Here is a 16,340-nt window from a genome sequence, read left to right on the forward strand (position 1 = left end):
GTAGACGGCGACGAGGAGCGACATCAAAGTAGTGCCCATCATTTTCGATTTGATGGACATCACTGTGACAGAGTCGGAAGTCAAGCCGGGTAGCCGCAAAGGGCGCCCGAACCATGATCCTGAGTTTCGACGCCGACTCGCAGCCGCGGCCTGTGAGCCCGGCGTGTCGGTCGCGAAGCTGGCGCGGGAGAATGGCATCAACGCAAACATGCTGTTCACCTGGCGGAGTCGGTATCGCGCGCAATTGCAGGCCGAAACGCCATCCCTGATTCCGGTGTCGGTGGTTCATGAGACGCCGCCGGCGTGCGTGGCGATGCCACCGGACGCACTCGGCGTCGGCCATCCGACTCAGCGAACCGGGACGATCGAGATTCGGATCGGCGGCGTAGTCGTCAAGGTCGACGGCGTCGTTGACGCCGAGACGCTGCGGGCCGTACTGGGGAGCTTGCGATCGTGATTGCTCCGCCCACGGGTACACGCGTCTGGCTGGTGGCGGGCGTCACCGACATGCGCTGCGGGTTCCAGGGGCTGGCGGCAAAGGTGCAGACGGCGCTCGAGGAGAATCCGCTGGGCGGCAATGTGTTCATCTTCCGCGGTCGTCGCGGCGATCTCGTGAAGGTCCTGTGGGCGACCGATGACGGGCTCTGGCTTCTCGCGAAGCGGCTTGAGCGTGGCCGTTTCGTCTGGCCCCAGGCTGATGGTGGCAAGGTTCATCTGACGGCGGCACAACTGTCGATGTTGCTCGAAGGCATCGATTGGCGGCAGCCGCGCCGTACCGCTGCACTGTCGATGTTGTAAACCGCGAAGAAGGCTCGTAAACTGCGCCGCATGTCGAACGGCGCCGAACTTCCTGACGATGTTGAAACGCTGCGGGCCTTGCTGAGCGAGGCCCGTGCCCAGCTTGCCGAACGCGATCTTGAGATTGAGCACCTCAAGGCGCAGATCGACAAGCTCAAGCGCATGCAATTCGGACGCAAGTCCGAACAGTTGGATCGGGAGGTCGCGCGACTCGAGACGCATCTCGAGGATCTGACGGGTGGGCGTGGTGTCGCTGATGTGCGGCGTGCCCGCCAATCGAGCGCAAGCACGCCGGTCGGCGACGCGTCGCCGAAAGAGGCGCTGCCGCCACATCTGCCGCGCGAAGAACGTGTGCTGGACGCTGATGCGACCTGCCCGAAGTGCGGCAGCGCCATGCAGCCACTCGGAGAAGACGTGTCCGAGCAACTCGCCCGGGTCGCGGCAGTGTTCAAGGTGATTCGCACGATCCGGCGCAAGACGGTCTGTCCGTGCGGGCACCATGTCTCGCAGTCGCCGATGCCGGGCTTGCCGATCACGCGCAGCATCGCCCATCCGAGCCTGCTGGCCGACATCCTCGTCTCGAAGTACGCGGACCACACGCCGTTGTACCGGCAGTCGCAGATTGCCGCGCGCGACGGCGTGAAGCTCGATCCGGCCAGCATGGGCCGCTGGGTCGGCCAGTGCGAGGCGCTTTGCGAGCCGCTGACTGAGGCGCTGCGCCGCTACACGATGGCACCGTCCAAGCTGCACGCGGACGACACGCCGATCCCGGTGCTCGCGCCGGGCAACAAGAAGACGAAGACCGGACGGCTCTGGGTGTACGTGCGCGACGACAGCCGTTCGGGCTCGACGGAACCGGCTGCGGTGTGGTTTGCCTACTCGCCGGACCGCAAGGGCATCCACCCGCAGACCCATCTCGCCGGATTCAAGGGCATCCTGCAGGCCGACGCCTATAGCGGCTTCAACGAACTGTACGAGAGCGGCAAGATCCGTGAAGCTGCATGTTGGGACCACGCGAGACGGTACATCTACGAGGTTCACGACCGCACGCCGACCGACGCGACCCGACAGGTACTCGAATTGATCGGCGAACTCTACGGCATCGAGGCCGATATCCGCGGCCAACCCGCCGCTGAACGACTGCGCGTGCGGCGGGAGAAAAGCGCGCCGCTGCTGGCAGCCATCAAGGCGTGGATGACGGACAAGCTCGCGACGCTGTCGAAGAAATCCGAGCTGGCCAAGGCAATCCGTTACTCGCTCAACCAGTGGGACGCGCTCATGCTGTACTGCGAAGAGGGCCGTGCCGAGATCAGCAACGCCTTGGCCGAAAACGCGCTGCGCTGCGTGAGTCTGGGTCGCAAGAACTTCCTGTTCGCCGGCTCCGATAGCGGGGGCGAGCGGGCTGCGGCGATGTACGGCCTGATCGGCACGTGCAAGCTCAACGGGATCAACCCGCGCGCCTACCTCGAATACGTCCTGACCCATATCGCTGACCATCCCATCAACCGCATCGACGAACTGCTACCCTGGAACGTCGCCAAGAAACTGCCCCGGCAGCCGGATCCAGCACCATCGCCTGCATGATTGCCAGCCAGTGAGATCCAGGTAGCCCGAATCCCGATCATGCTTCACGCGGGCGTCGCATTGTGGACGGCCGTCGTGAGGTGCTTACGCCGCTTCGCGGCTCCGAGAGGGTTCAAGGCTTGTATAACGTACATTTCTAACGCTAGACAATACGTTTTGCGACGGCTCGTGGACAGCTATCCACGAAAATTCATATGATCGCCGCTAAACAGCCCGGACGGGTCCTGGCCGCCGGGCCGGTCGTCGGCCCGCCCGCGGCCGGCCGGGCATCGGCTGCGCCATTCAGACCAGTCAGGAAGTCGTTGATTCGATGGGCGATTGTTTGAGGGGCAGACCGCTAACCCTTGTCGCGCCGAGGCCACTCTACCCCGGGAAACGGCACGACAATCACTGGGCCTTACCCATTGGCGGCTTTGCGCGGTCGCCCACCCTTGCGTCCGTTCTCGCGCGCGGCATTCGCCTTTGCAGCGCTGCGCGCGCGTCCGCCGGCCATGCCGAGTTCGCGCGCCATCCAGTTCTTCGAACCGAAGACCCCTTGCAGCAGCGCCGGCACGTAGATGTCGGCGTCGAGCCGCGGCCAGTGCAGACCAAGCCCGGCCGGGCTGATCTCGATGAGCGCCAGATCCTCGGGCGTCGCACCGCTCAGGCCTTCGGCTAGTGCCGCCGGAAAGGCAATCTGCACGCCCGTGTTCAGCTTCACCACCACGCGGGCGCTGCGGCGATCGTAGCGGGCCGCCACGGCATAGCCGTGCTCGCGCAGCGCGTGCATGCGCGCCTGCGCTTGCTCGAATTCGCGATCAGTAACGGCCATGAAGGTCTCTCCATTCATTGCAAAGGGCGAGGAGGACGTCCGTGAGGGTAGCCTCGATGCGCGTGACCTCGGTTCGGCTGAAGCCGTAGCTCTCACGCAACCGGGGCGGGCCATCGGGGCAATGCAGGACGAACACCGCTTCGCCGTCCGCTCCTCTGACGTGGACATGCGCGGGTCGATGATCGTTCGGGTAGATGACCACGCGCAGGCCATCGAAGCGGTGTACGGTCGGCATGACGTCATTTTACACAAACCCAACCGCCTGGGATAGGCGCCGCGCCGATCCAATCAGCCCCGAGTTGACACCTGCGGAGAAGCGCGACGGTGACGACTTTAATTCGCGTGCCCAACCATATGATTTTTATGAATTTTTCCAAGCGGACCCTCGCTGGGCCTGCCAGTTGACATCTTTATTTCGGAAACGGTGACGACTTTATTTTGGTCTACGCGAACAGCTCGGTGAACAGCGGCTGCTGGACACTCACCACCATGTCGTGCGCGACGTTCGCGAGTAGCACCGAGCAGATCACGATCCAGACGGTCGCGCGCCTCGCGCGCGACGAAGAACGGCACCGCGCATGCGAGCCCGACGAGCGCGCCGGCGATGGACACGCGGCGCAGCCCGAAGCGGTCGGCGAGCCACGCGAAGCACGGGATCGTCACGCCGCTCAGCGCGCCGACGAGCAGGCCGATGTTCAGGAACAGATCGCGCGACATGCCGAGGTTCGACGTCGAATAGCTGAGCGCGAACGCGGTGACGATATACATCGTGAACAGCTCGGCGAGACGCAGCGCGACGATGTAGACGTACGCCTTCGGATGACGGGTGAGCCCCTCGCGCACCGGCAGCTTCAGCCGGCGGCGGCCGTGCTCGACCTGCTCGACGAATGCCTGCGATCCGTCCATGCTCGCGCGCACCCACAGGCCGATCAGCACGAGTCAAGCGCCGGCCCGGCGAGATCTTCTTCGAGATCGTCCAGCGGCAGGGGCATCAAGGTTTCGGCGAGGGCAATCTGCGCGCGCTCGCGCGAGGCACGGCGCGCGCGGTTGGCGTCTGCGGCTGCCGCGCTCAGACCGAGCGCGGCGGCGGCGCGCAGGCGTCGCCCGGCGCGCCGTTCAGCGTGCGCGCGAGCGTATCGGCGAAATCGCCGATGCACGTGCTGTTCAGCAGCAGGTGCGGCGCGATGTCCGCGCAGAGGCGGTGCTGGAGCTGCGCGACCACGCGCTGCGCGGCCTGGAGCGAGCCGCCGATCGACAGGAACGCGTCGTTCATCGCGGCGTCCGGGCGATCGAGCACGGCCCGCACGACGGCGAGCACCGCGTGGTCGATACGCTGGACGTGCGGAACTTCGACGTGGGGCGTCATGGTCTTCCTCCGAAGAAAAAACGGGGAGCGGCGGCTCCCCGTGGGCGGTTTTCCGTCTTCGCGCCGCGGCCGTGCCGGGCTCGCGCCGGATTACGCGCCGGCGTGGCGCACGAACGGCACGCCGCGCGCGTTGCGTTCGACCCGGCGGTTGTGCCGGAAGCCGTCCTCGCCCGACACGAGCACGACGCCGTACTTGTCGAGCTTCACTTCGCTGCCGTATTCGCTGACGGTATCGGTATCCGGATAGATCTGGACCGCCGCGGGCACGTATCGGCATGCGTAGCCGAGGCGGGTGCGATCCTTCGTCGAGTTCGGGAACGACGAGTGCATCAGCGTCGACCAGAAGATCACGAACTCGCCCGGCTTCATCTTGATCGACACCGCGTTGCGCTCGTCCGGCTTCCAGTCCGGGTCCTTCTGCAGGCTGCGGTAGTCGTAGCCGAAGAAGCCGCGCTTGATGCCGTCCTTCTCGAGCGCGTTGATGTTCGACGGATCGAAGGTCATCTTCTTCGATTCGTCGTAGAACATTTCCTCATGCGTGCCGGGCATGAAGCGCAGGCAGCCGTTTTCTTCGTCGCAATCGGTGAACGCGGTCCACACCGTCACCGCGCCGCCGAAGCGGCCGTCGCCGGGCCACACCACCTGCGGCTTGCCCGACGCGTGCGCGAACGTGTCGGCCTGGTGCCAGTCGGTGCCTTCGTCGCCGGGGTATTTCGGGAACATCTCCGAGCGCCAGCAGATGAGGTCCGGGCCCAGGATCGCATTGAGCTTGTGGACGATCTCCGCGCGCATGATGTGCTCGCTCAGCAGATTCACGTCCAGATGCCGGTCGTAGTTCGCGATCGGGCTGTTCGGCGGCAGCTCGTAGATCGCGTATTCGCGGTCGAACAGTTGCGCGCGGATCTGCCGGTAGCGCTCCCGCGCTTCGTCCTCCGAATAGAGTTTGAACGGTCCGATGTAGCCCTGCTCGCGGAAGCGGGCGATTTCGTCGGGCGTCAGCTTGAATTGCGACATGGTGTTGTTCCTCTGGATCCTGGTTGTGGCTCGTTCGGCCTGTTCGTGCTAGTGCTTGCGCTCGTGCGCGTGTCGAGCGGCCGGCGCCGGTGCGACGCGCGGGCATGCCGCCGCGCCCGCGCACCGTTCACGTCGCCGTCGCGCGCCGCTGCGCCGCGTCGCTCGTCACGACGCGGCGGCCGCGGCCTCCCGATAAACCTGCGACCACCCTTGAACGGTGGGCGCCGCCATCAGCTTGCTCGTCGGCACCTGGCGCTGCACCAGTTGCTCGATCTGGATCTGCAGCTCGACGATCGTGAGCGAGCTCACGCCGCGCTCGAAGAAATCTTCGTCAGACTGAAGATCGGGAATCCCGAGCACGCTGCGGCAGGTGTTGTGAATCGTTTCGGTGATGTCTATCGTGTGGGTCATGGCTTCTATATGAACGCGTCCCGTTTGCAACAGTTTTCGTGTGTTTTAACGGACAGGATGGGCTGCAGCTCTATATCCGGCCTTGTTGCAGCCGGTCCTGCCGCTGCGGGCCCCTATGAAATACGCTGACTCGCACCTCATTCTCCTGGCGAGCTTTCGGAGCTCTTCAAGCCATTCAGGTTTAGCGAGTCCCGGTCCTACCTGATTTGTCATCACACTCGATTGCTGCGCAACCTTTCGACGTTCACCCTGTGTTAAGCGTTGATCTTTCTACTCTTGCGTGAGCCACTCAAGCTGGCTTCACGCTCACGTAGTCCTTCCGGTACGGCCGGTCATGAGCGAGCACCGCCCAGATCGTCCGCGCCATCTTGTTGGCCAGCGCCTCGATCACCACATTCGCTGGCCGCCGTTTCTTCATCTGCTCGACCCACGGGCCGGGCTCCTTCGCATGACTCAACACGCTTCGCGCGCCGTGAATCAGCAGTGTTCGCAGATAGGTGTCGCCGCGCCGGCTGATCCCGTGCAGGTTCACCTTGCCGCCCGAGCCGGTCTGCTTCGGTACCAGGCCGGCCCACGCCGCAAACTCGCGCCCCGAACTGAATGCCTTCGGATCGCCCATCATCGCCACCGCCGCTGTTGCCGTCAGCAGCCCCACGCCGGGAATCTCGCTGATCGCCGCAACCGCTCCATCCTCCTTCTTCCATTCACGCATCCGGCGTTCGATCTCGGCGATCTGCCCGTCCAGCCTCGCCAACCCGCTCCACTGCTCCCGCAACGTATCGATCAGCGCCGCCGGCAGGCGCTCCGCGAGCCGGTCAAGTGCCGCCGGGATGGCCTTGTCCAGTTTCGCTCGCCCCCGGCTCATCACCTCGCCGTATTCCGTCAGTAACCCGCGCAGTCCGTTGCTCTGCATCGTGCGGAACTTCACCAACTGCTCGCGCATCCGGTGCAGCGCCAGCATCGCCTGCTGCATTTCCGTCTTCATCGCCACCGGCTTGCCCGGCTGCTGCACCGCCAGCCAGATCGCCCGCGCGTCCGCCGCATCATTCTTGTTGCGGATGTTGAATGCCTTCACGAACTCCGCTGGCATCAGCCTGACCTCATGACCCAGCCGCGTCAGTTCCCGCGCCCAGTGGTGTGCGCCGCCGCACGCCTCCATCCCAATCAGGCACCGCGCACGGTTCGCGAAGTGCTCCAGAAACTTCGCCCGCTTGATCGGCTTGTTGACGATCTCTCCGCTGCCCTGATCGACGTAATGCACCTGGAACACGTTCTTGGCGATATCTACGCCCACTGCCATACTGTTCATCGTGGATCCTCCGGTTGCCGGGAAATGCGTGCATTTTCCACTTGGGCACTTCGATGCCGTTGGCCCGTGAGGATCCACCCACTTCCTCTGCTCTCACGGTTTCGGGTGGGACGCGTTCATTTCAATTCTCCGAGGGTCGAGGTCTCGCTGACCGGCAGCCGGTGGCGATCGAGCTTGCCGTTCGCGTTGAGCGGGATGTGCTGGAAAATCCGGATGTCGTCGGGAATCTGGAACGGCGGCACGCGCTTGGCCAGTTCGCGGCGAACGTAGGCCTTCATGTCCGGTTCGGCGCGGCCGGATTGGACGATCGCGCTGAGGCGCTTCTCGCCGGTCCCTTCTTCGGATACCTTGACGAGCGCCTCCTCGACGCCGGGAATGCCGGCGAGGACGGATTGCAGCTCGTCGAGCGACACGCGGTAGCCGCGTATCTTCACGAGCCGGTCGCTGCGGCCGAGGAACTCGATCACGCCGTCCGCCCGGCGCCGCGCGCGGTCGCCGGTGCGATAGAGCCGGCTGCCCGTCGCCGGGCAGTCGACGAACGCGGCGCGCGTCGCGTCGGGCGCGTTCAGGTAGCCGAGCGCGACGCCGAGGCCGCTTGCGCACAGCTCGCCTTCTTCGCCGTCAGGCACCTCGCGCAGCGCGGCGTCGAGAATGCGAACGTCGGTGCCCGTGATCGGCCGGCCGATCGGCACCGTACCGGTCGGCCGCCGGTCGGCCGTCATCACGTGGCAGCACGTGAACGTCGTGTTCTCGGTCGGGCCGTAGCCGTTGATGACGGTGATCGACGGGAACGCGTCGAACACCGCGCCGATCGCGGCGGCGCTCAGCACGTCGCCGCCCGCGAGCACGACGCGCAGCCCCGCCAGCATGCCGACGAAGCGCCGCGCGACCAGATGGAACAGCCCCGCGGTGAGCCACATCACGCTTACTTGTTCGCGCGCGATGAGCCGGCTGACGGCGTTCGGATCGAACGTGGCGTCCTCGTAGATCGCGAGCCGCGCGCCGTTGAGCAGCGCGCCCCAGATCTCGAACGTCGATGCGTCGAACGTGATCGGCGAGAGCAGCAGCAGCGTGTCCTCGCGCGTGATCCGGATATAGTTCGTTTCCCTGACGAGCCGCGCGACGCCGCGGTGCGCGACGATCACGCCCTTCGGCCGGCCGGTGCTGCCGGAGGTGAACATCACGTACACCGGCGTTTCCCCGTCGTGCCCCGCATCGACTTCGGGCCCCTCGTCATCGCGTGCGGCCGACAGATCGTCGGCGTCGATCACGCACAGCGCGCCGCCGCGAAACGCCGCGGCGTCGGCCGCGCGCGCGAGCGCGTGCCGCGCGCCGCTGTCGCTCGCATAGCCGCGCTTGATCGCGTCGGAATACGCGGGATCGACCGGCACGAACGCCGCGCCGGTCTTCATGATCGCGAGCATCGCGATCACCGCGTCGACCGAGCGCGGCAGGCAGAGCAGGACCCGGTCGCGCGGCCGCACGCCGCTGTCGAGGAGGCGTCGGGCCAGGCGGTTCGCGCATCGTTCGAGCTCGCCGTACGTGAGGCGCGTGTCGCCGCTCGAGAGCGCGAGCGCTTCGGGCGCAAGGCGGGCTTGCGAAGTGAACAGACGATTGACGCTGGTTGAGGTCACGGATTCTCTCGCGTTCAGGAAGGCTAATGCCCGCCGGGCCGGGGGCGATGGCGCGCGGCGTCGGCCGCTCACGAATGGCGCAGCGCGCCGGCGGCCGAATCGGCGGCCGGCTCGATGTCGAGCGCTTGGAGCGTGATGTCGTCCACTTCGATCCAGCACGCGAACACCGGCTTGCCGTCGATCAGCCGCGGCGGACCCGCGCGGTGAATATGGACTTTCAGACGGTTGAGCAGCCGCTCGACCGCGAGCGGCGAAACGGTGATCAGCCGCTTCACGCCGGCCGCCTGCGCAAAGCGGACGATTTTCGCGAGCAGGATGCGCGTATTGCGGTGAGCCTGCCGCAGCGCGTCCGGCCCTCCGGAGAGGATCGACGACGAAAATCGCGAGATTTCCCACACGTGCGCCGAGCAGGGCGGCGCCGCGTCGCCCATCAGATCGGGGAACACGTCGCCGAGCAGGTAGGGCCTCGTCGTGGGCAGCAGGCGAGCGCATCCGCAGATATCGCCGGACTCCGTTTTGCCGACCACGTAAATCGTATCGGGACGATCGAATTGATCGATCTCGAGCCCATCGACCAACGGCAATGGCCAGCCGAGTTTCTCGATGAATATCGCCCGACGATAATTGCCGAGTGCTGCCTTGACGGTGGAATCCAGTTGCGCGGCGCTTATGACGGTCGTATCGATCATGTGTGCGTACTCTCTTTAGATGCACACATTAGAGACGATGTGAGAATTTTGCAAAACTACGATTTTCTACAGGTTTCGAATTTCAATCATGAATCAGCGGGATGAGCAATCCGCGCCAATCGAATTTGGCCAGCCAATCCAATAGACATTGCCGGGTATTTGCCGGGCCGACGTCATAGCCTTTGGCGCTGGTAATCATCAGATTCGATGTCAGGCTGTCCGGGACGATTCGCCAAATCTTCTCGACGTCGACGAACCACGACCAGCCGAGCGTCGTCGGCGCGGCCCCGTGCGCGTCGATCCATTCGCAATAGCCGGCGCGCAGCGCGCAAGTGCCGAGGTCCCAGAGCTCGGAGAGGATCTGATCGTCCGCGGCCGCGCAGATAGGCGCGAGCGACACGCGCGCCAGTTGCGGCAGCGACAGGCGAACGTATCCGTCCCGGCCGGCGGCCGCCGGTGCGGATGAAGCCGGAGCTAGGCGTTGGGCCACGTGATACCTCCTTCCGACGCGCGGGGCGCGGCGCATTGCCTGCCCGCGCCGGTGGTTGAATGAGCGGCGAGCCGCCGCGCATGCGCGGCGGCCGCGGCATGCCGGGACACAAGCCCGCGCGGCGGCCGCGGACATCGGCGCCGCGGCGCGAACGTGACGGAACGGCGTCCATGCCGCATCGTGGCGGGCGTGAATGACGGACGGACATATCGCGTGACGCCGATCGGCCCGGCGTAGCGCGGCGGCAATGTCGACAATGCGGTGGCAATGCGGCGACAAAGCGTTTTGTTCGGCGGATTCTGCCTAATCGATGATCGATGCGCAAGCAATTAATTGCGTCTGAAATGCGGTCCGCGCGGAATTGAACTGGCATTCGGCGAGACGGTTTTCATGGGAATACGATATGAATTCATGGCGTAACGCGCCGCTATCCGTATTGCCTTAACCGATCTCCATTCGGGCGTTTCACGATATTCGATATAAAAAAAGCCGACCGACTATCAGATTTGATAGTTGTTCCGGCCGAGGCTTTGCATTGTACTGACGCGGCTTTGGCGGCCGAATGTCGGCCGGGACACGAACGCTGTCGGATCGCCCGCCATCACGCCGGTCGAGCCGAGGAGGATCCGGATGGTTATGTGGTTATTGCAGCTCGCGGCGATCATCGCCGCGTGCGCCTGCTTCGGTTGGCTCGCGCAACGCGTCGGGCAAGCGAAAGTGGTCGGCGAGCTGGCCGCGGGCATCGTGCTCGGCCCGGCCGTGCTCGGCGCGATCGATTCGAACTTTCATGCGATGATCTTCGGCCCCGCCGCGTCGTCGGGCATGGCGCAACTGGGCGAGGTCGGCGTGATCGCGCTGATGTTCCAGATCGGGCTGCACATGAATCTCGGCGGCGCGCCGACGCTGCGTTCGCTGAGGAAGATGCCGCCTGCGGTGGTGGTGGCCGGAATCGGCATGCTGCTGCCGCTGGCGGGCGGCATGGCGATCGGCTATCTGTCGCACGACGCGCTCGCGCCGCGAATCGCCGCGTGGCCTTACGTGCTGTTCTGCGGCGTCGCGCTGTCGGTCTCCGCGCTGCCGGTGATGGCGAGAATCGTCATCGACATGGCGCTCGTCGATGCGCCGCCGTCGCTGCTCGCATTGTCGGCCGCAATGCTGACCGACCTCGCGGGCTGGATCATGCTCGCGTTCGTCTCGGCCATCGCCGTCGCCGGTGCGGATGCCGCGGGGCCGTCGCATATCGTCGTCGGCATCGCCGCGTTCCTGCTGCTGGCGAAGCTCGCCGCGCGGTTCGTCGTCACGCCGCTCGCCGCCGATGCGGCGAAGCGGGCGTCGCCCGCGAGGCTGATGAGCGTCGTCGTGCCGTACGTGCTGGCTTGCGCGTGGGCGACCACGGCGATCGGCGTGCACAGCGCGTTCGGCGCGCTGCTCGCCGCCGTGATGCTGCGCGGCGTGCCGGGGCTGCAGGCGCAATGGGAGCGCCAGATGGAAGGCTTCGTGAACGCGGTGCTGCTGCCCGTGTTCTTCGTCCATTCGGGACTGCGCGTCACCTTCGACAGCTTCGACGGCGCCTCGCCGTGGCTGTGGCTCGTGCCGTTCCTGTGCGTCGCGTTCGTCGGCAAGTTCGGCGGCGCGTATCTCGGCGCGCGCCTCTGCGGAATGAACCGGGGCGACGCGGCGCTCGTCGGCTCGCTGATGAACACGCGCGGGCTCGTCGAGCTGGTCGTGCTGTCGGCGGGGCTGCAGATCCATGCGCTGTCGCAAAGCGCCTATGCGGTGCTTCTGCTCGTCGCGCTGACGACGACGGCGATGACGACGCCGTTCGTCCGGTTGTGGCGGCGCGCGGTATTGCGCCCCGCCTGACGCCGCGAAGCTCGGTTGCGGCGGCCCCTCATCCTGAACGGCTTTCTCACATGAACAGAAGATCGATCATCGCCGACGACGGGCGCGAGCTGAACGCGTTCGTCGCCTGCGCCCATCCCGATGCGCCGGTTGTCGTGGTCGTGCTGCCGTTCGGCGCGCGGCACGCGATGCTGAACGGGTTCTACGACGCGCTTCGGTCCCGCTTCACCGTCGTGACGTGGGAGTCGCGATTCGTGCTGGATGTCGAGCGCGACGACGACGAGGCCGGCATCGCCGCGCTGACGCACGCGCGCGATCTGGCGAGCGTCATTCGGGCGACGGCGCGACGCGGGCGGCACGACCCCGTCGACGTGATCGCCTATTGCTCGGGCGCCGGCGTCGCGCTGCTGGCGGCGCAGCATTATCCGGACGCGATTTCGCGCCTCGTGCTCGTGAGCGGCGAATATCTGTTGCCGGCTTCGGTCGCCGCGCAGACCGACATCCAGCGCCAGATGGACATCTTCCTGTCGCTGGCGGCGAAGAGCCGTTCGGTCGCCGGCTCGATTCAGGAGAAGATCGCCGCGGCGCAGGAGCGCGGGCAGACCGGGTTTCATACGCATCTGCGCGAGCCGTTTTCGTCGGCGCTGCATCTGCACCGGTATGGGATCAACTACCTCGCGTACCGCGGCGTCGACCTCAGGGAGGTGGCGAGGCAGGTCGCGCATCCGGCGCTGTCGATCGTGTCGACGGCGGACATGCACGTCGATCCGGCCGGATCGCTCGACATATCCCGCCTGTTGCGTCGTTGCGCGCGCAACGTTTGCGTGACGGGCGATCACTACGAAATCTGCCGGGGCAATGCCGATATCGTCGACAGCGTCGTCGCGTTCCTGGTCACCGGCGAGGCGACGCTTCGCGAGGCGCTCTGATGCGGATTCGGAATGTTCCGATCGAATGAGCGTGCGAGCCGGCCGGGTCCGGCACGCGCGAAGCGCGGGGGGCGTTCGGGGGCGAGGCCGAGGTCGCGGTCGTCATGACGAGGCCGTCACAGCATCCCCATCAACGCGGCCTTGGCCACGGCCTGTATCTTGTTCGTGGAGCCCAGCTTGGAGACGATATTCTTCACGTGAAAATTGACGGTGCTCTCCGAGATGCTGAGAATCAGCGCGATTTCGTACGCTGTCTTTCCGTCGGCGGTCCATTTCAGCACATCGGTCTCGCGGCGCGTGAGGTCCGGATCGAACTCGTCGGCGGCAGGCAGGAACGGCGCCATCGACGCATGAGCGACATTGGCGAGCCAGTGCACGATGCTCTCGTTGCGAAACTTCTCCGCGGTGTCGATCGGGCCCTGCGTTCTCGACAGCGACAGCACGCCGATCGCGCCGTCCGCGCCCCGCGACGCGGACGACCAGCCGTGGGCGATGCCGAACGACAGCGCCTCCGCCCAGAATGCGCTTTTCGATGCGTTGGCGGGCGCGCTCCAGGTCACGGGCCGGTCGCTGCCGAGCGCGGCCTTCACCGCGCCGTCGACGTTTGCGAATCGCGCTTCGATATAGCGTTCCTGCCATCGGGCGGGATAGTTGGACACCATGAGGATCTGCGGATTGCTGATCGGAAAGGGGCGGCGCATTCCGTAGGCGGCATATTCGTAGCCGAGCGTCGCGGCCGCGCGGGTCAAGACGGAAATGACGTGCTTTGGGTTCTCACTGCGGGAAAATTCGTTTAGCCAAAATTGAAGAAAGTCGTGCATCTCCATATCCTCGCATTGAAATACTGAGAAAAAACAGTATTCAGATGCCGACCTCGATGAAGGTCTGCAGTCCGGTGTGGATTATTTTTGGTTCACTCTGGTGGTGAAATGATGTCGGGGGGAGAAGAGGGTCTCCATCCCGACTGCGAAGATATTGCCACAACAATTACGGTTTTGAGCACTCCTGTGCATTGATCGGGTATCCGATAATTTTCCAAATTAATTGTTGGAATTTTCGGAGATGTTCCGATTTGCAGCCCGTGACGACTAATTTGAGGGGTAAACATTTTACTAGTCCGGTTAGGCGAAAAAATGACGCATGCCGCAACAATTCTGTGTATTTTTTGTGAGCCTCGACGCGCGATCGCCGCACGGCCGCGGTCATTCGCCCCGGCCGCGCGGATGCGCCCGACGCGTCCGGCCGAGTGATCGAAGGCTGAGGGAGACTCGCGGGCGACTTCGGCGGCAGCGGCCGCACCGGGCTTTCATGTCCGCCGGGCCGCTCGCCGCTGGAGGCGCCGGAGACGACGCACCGGCGGCGAGCTCCGGGATGAGGCGGCTAGCGGTCTATCCGGCAGTGCCGCAGCAGCGCGTCGAGGCTCGGCGCGCGGCCACGGAAGGCGACGAACGAGTCGAGCGCGGGCCGGCTGCCGCCCGGCTCGAGCACTTCCTTCCGATAGCGCATGCCGGCTTCGCGCTTGCCCGCGTCCGCGCGCTCGGCGCGGGCTTCCTCGACGGCCGCATACGCATCGGCCGCGAGCACCTGCGCCCATTGATAGCTGTAATAGGTCGCCGCATAACCGCCGGAGAAGATGTGGCTGAATGTGTTCGCGCTTCGCGCCCGCCGATCTAGCGGCGTAAATTCATATTTTTGATAAATTTCATGCATCGTGTTTTGCATTGAATTGACTGATTCTATTGATTCGCCGGAATGCAAAGCGATATCGAGCATCGACAGCGCGATCTGATGGGCCATTTCAATGCCCTGGTTGAAATGACGCGCCGCGAGCATGCGCTCGAACATCGCGTCCGGTAATGGCTCGCCGGTGTCGACATGGGCGCTGAGCGTGGAAACGACCTCCGGATCCCAGCAGAAGTGCTCCATGAATTGCGACGGAAATTCGATTGCATCCCATTCGATGCCGTTCGTGCCGGATATCGCGCTTTCGGCCACTCCGGTCAGCATATGGTGGAGACAGTGGCCCATTTCATGGAACAGCGTCACGACCTGATCGAACGCGAAGCACGCGGGCATGCCGGCGGCGGGCGCGGCCACGTTGCACATCAGATAGGCGACGGGCGTGCGTATCGCGCCGTCGGCGCCGGTGCCGCGCGAGCGGCCGCTCGCCGCCCACGCGCCTTCGCGTTTTCCGTCGCGCGCATACAGATCGAGGTAGAGATGCGCGACGGGTTCGCCGCGCAGGGTCTCGAGCCGGTATCGGCGCACGTCCTGATGCCACACGCTGCCTTCGTCGGCGCGGATCCGGATGTCGAACAGCGTTTCGACGAGCGCGAATAGCCCGCGCAACACCGCGTGTTCGGGGAAATAGCGGCGAACGTCCTGCGTCGAAACCCCGAAGCACCGCTCGCGCATGCGCTCGGCGACGAACGCGATGTCCCAGGGCTGCACGTCGGCGAGGCCCAGCTCGCCGCGCGCGAACGATTGCAGCGCCTGCCACTCGAGGCTCGCCTTAGGGCTCACTCGCCGATGAAGGCGCTCGAGAAACGCGCGCGCGCGCGCCGGGGTGCGCGCCATCTTGTGTTCGAGCGACATCTGAGCGAAATCGCGATAGCCGAGCAGCGCGGCTTCCTCGCGCCGCAGTTTCAGAATTTCCGCCATGACGGGCGCGTTGTCCCGCTGCGCGGCGTCGTTCACGCCCGCCGCGTCGAATTCCGACGCGCGAGTCGAGCGCGCCCGATACATTTCCTCGCGCAACGCGCGGCGCGTCGAGAACTGCATGACCGGCTGGTAGGACGCGAAATCCAGCGTGAATTCGAAGCCCTCGGCCGCGCGTCGGGCGGCCGCCGCGCGCGCGTAGTCGGGGATGCCGTCGAGCTCCTCGTCTGTCGTCACGATGCGCGCGAACGCGCGGGTGGCGTCGGCGATGTTGTCCTGGTACACGGCGGCGAGCTGCGCGATGCGCTCGCGCAGCTCGTTCAGCCGCGCTCTCGGGCCCGGCGGCAATTCGGCGCCGGCGAGCCGGGCGTCGCGTATCAGGTTCCGCACGACCTGGCGCCGCTCGGGCGAGAGGGCGTGAAAGCCTGCCGACGCGGCGACCGCGCGATAGCGATCGAGCAGCGCGCCGTTTTGCCGAAAGCGCGACAGCGCCGCCGACACCCGTCCCGCACACGCTCCGTACGCGGCGCGCAACGGCGCGCAATCGCGCACCGATACGAGATGCGCGACGGCGCCCCATGCATAGTCGAGCGATTCGAGCGCGAGACTCACCGGCTCAATCACATTGACCCAATTCGGCGACAAATTTTTTGCGCTGGCACGCGATATCGCGTTATCGAGATCAATCAGAAGCGCGTCGATGGCGGGGCGTACATGGAAATCGCGAATTGATTCAAAGCGGGGTAATTGAGAACGATCCAGAAGGGGATTGGCTAATGTTATCTGTGTCACGAATCCGCTCCTC

16 protein-coding genes and 1 pseudogene are annotated in these 16,340 nt (G+C 65.2%); 5 read left to right on the top strand and 12 right to left on the bottom strand.

Annotated features, from left to right (window positions below; genetic code table 11):
* Positions 1-31 precede the first annotated feature (31 nt).
* Genes tnpA through tnpC form a run of 3 tightly spaced genes read left to right on the top strand, consistent with a single transcriptional unit; the run spans position 32 to position 2,382 of the window.
* Positions 32-457: an IS66-like element accessory protein TnpA gene (tnpA, locus tag AQ610_RS36240; RefSeq protein ID WP_231748975.1), complete on the top strand. Its 426-nt coding sequence runs from the start codon at positions 32-34 to the stop codon at positions 455-457.
* Positions 454-798: an IS66 family insertion sequence element accessory protein TnpB gene (gene tnpB, locus AQ610_RS19390; RefSeq protein WP_045554677.1), complete on the top strand. Its 345-nt coding sequence runs from the start codon at positions 454-456 to the stop codon at positions 796-798. Before tnpA ends, tnpB begins: the two co-directional genes overlap by 4 nt.
* A 30-nt stretch (positions 799-828) precedes the next feature.
* The gene (gene tnpC, locus AQ610_RS19395) at positions 829-2,382 is read left to right on the top strand and encodes an IS66 family transposase (RefSeq protein ID WP_045554676.1); all 1,554 of its coding nucleotides are present in this window, start codon (positions 829-831) and stop codon (positions 2,380-2,382) included.
* Between the two features lie 397 nt (positions 2,383-2,779).
* Here tnpC and AQ610_RS19400 read toward each other — a convergent pair whose 3' ends face one another.
* The 10 genes and pseudogenes from AQ610_RS19400 to AQ610_RS19445 form a co-directional block, all read right to left on the bottom strand.
* Entirely contained in the window at positions 2,780-3,193 is a 414-nt protein-coding gene (locus AQ610_RS19400) for a DUF2442 domain-containing protein (protein ID WP_009917079.1), read from the bottom strand.
* Positions 3,180-3,428 (bottom strand): DUF4160 domain-containing protein, encoded by a 249-nt coding sequence (locus AQ610_RS34175; RefSeq protein ID WP_080595245.1) that lies wholly within the window; start codon positions 3,426-3,428, stop codon positions 3,180-3,182. The genes AQ610_RS19400 and AQ610_RS34175 overlap by 14 nt, the downstream gene beginning before the upstream one ends.
* Before the next feature lie 214 nt (positions 3,429-3,642).
* Positions 3,643-4,132: pseudogene (locus AQ610_RS19410) on the bottom strand (MFS transporter); the annotation flags it as partial.
* A 130-nt stretch (positions 4,133-4,262) separates the two neighbouring features.
* Positions 4,263-4,559: a phosphopantetheine-binding protein gene (locus AQ610_RS19415; RefSeq protein ID WP_009915110.1), complete on the bottom strand. Its 297-nt coding sequence runs from the start codon at positions 4,557-4,559 to the stop codon at positions 4,263-4,265.
* A 90-nt stretch (positions 4,560-4,649) separates the two neighbouring features.
* Positions 4,650-5,573 (bottom strand): chlorinating enzyme, encoded by a 924-nt coding sequence (locus AQ610_RS19420; RefSeq protein ID WP_004528420.1) that lies wholly within the window; start codon positions 5,571-5,573, stop codon positions 4,650-4,652.
* 165 nt (positions 5,574-5,738) lie between these two features.
* A complete protein-coding gene (locus tag AQ610_RS19425; protein ID WP_006029280.1) occupies positions 5,739-5,984 on the bottom strand; it encodes an acyl carrier protein in 246 nt (81 codons plus the stop codon).
* Between the two features lie 289 nt (positions 5,985-6,273).
* Positions 6,274-7,293, bottom strand: coding sequence for an IS110 family RNA-guided transposase (locus tag AQ610_RS19430; RefSeq protein WP_045554675.1), 1,020 nt, complete (start codon positions 7,291-7,293; stop codon positions 6,274-6,276).
* 116 nt (positions 7,294-7,409) lie between these two features.
* Positions 7,410-8,927, bottom strand: a complete 1,518-nt coding sequence (locus tag AQ610_RS19435; RefSeq protein ID WP_006029279.1) for an amino acid adenylation domain-containing protein — start codon at positions 8,925-8,927, stop codon at positions 7,410-7,412.
* Between the two features lie 68 nt (positions 8,928-8,995).
* Positions 8,996-9,616, bottom strand: coding sequence for an N-acylhomoserine lactone synthase (locus AQ610_RS19440; RefSeq protein ID WP_006029278.1), 621 nt, complete (start codon positions 9,614-9,616; stop codon positions 8,996-8,998).
* 82 nt (positions 9,617-9,698) lie between these two features.
* Positions 9,699-10,106, bottom strand: coding sequence for a DUF4902 domain-containing protein (locus tag AQ610_RS19445; RefSeq protein WP_043283296.1), 408 nt, complete (start codon positions 10,104-10,106; stop codon positions 9,699-9,701).
* A 630-nt stretch (positions 10,107-10,736) separates the two neighbouring features.
* Between AQ610_RS19445 and AQ610_RS19450 the strand changes: the two genes are divergently transcribed.
* Together AQ610_RS19450 and AQ610_RS19455 are read left to right on the top strand one after the other, a co-directional pair.
* Positions 10,737-11,969, top strand: coding sequence for a cation:proton antiporter (locus AQ610_RS19450; protein ID WP_043283265.1), 1,233 nt, complete (start codon positions 10,737-10,739; stop codon positions 11,967-11,969).
* 50 nt (positions 11,970-12,019) lie between these two features.
* The gene (locus AQ610_RS19455; protein ID WP_006029275.1) at positions 12,020-12,877 is read left to right on the top strand and encodes an alpha/beta fold hydrolase; all 858 of its coding nucleotides are present in this window, start codon (positions 12,020-12,022) and stop codon (positions 12,875-12,877) included.
* Positions 12,878-12,993: 116 nt separating this feature from the next.
* Here the strand turns inward: AQ610_RS19455 and bpsR2 are convergent, their stop codons facing one another.
* A complete protein-coding gene (gene bpsR2, locus AQ610_RS19460; protein WP_080595249.1) occupies positions 12,994-13,698 on the bottom strand; it encodes an N-acyl-homoserine lactone dependent regulator BpsR2 in 705 nt (234 codons plus the stop codon).
* A 559-nt stretch (positions 13,699-14,257) separates the two neighbouring features.
* A complete protein-coding gene (locus tag AQ610_RS19465) occupies positions 14,258-16,327 on the bottom strand; it encodes a M3 family metallopeptidase (RefSeq protein WP_043283264.1) in 2,070 nt (689 codons plus the stop codon).
* Positions 16,328-16,340 lie beyond the last annotated feature (13 nt).

Origin of the sequence: Burkholderia humptydooensis (genome assembly GCF_001513745.1) — a bacterium.
Lineage (GTDB): Bacteria > Pseudomonadota > Gammaproteobacteria > Burkholderiales > Burkholderiaceae > Burkholderia > Burkholderia humptydooensis.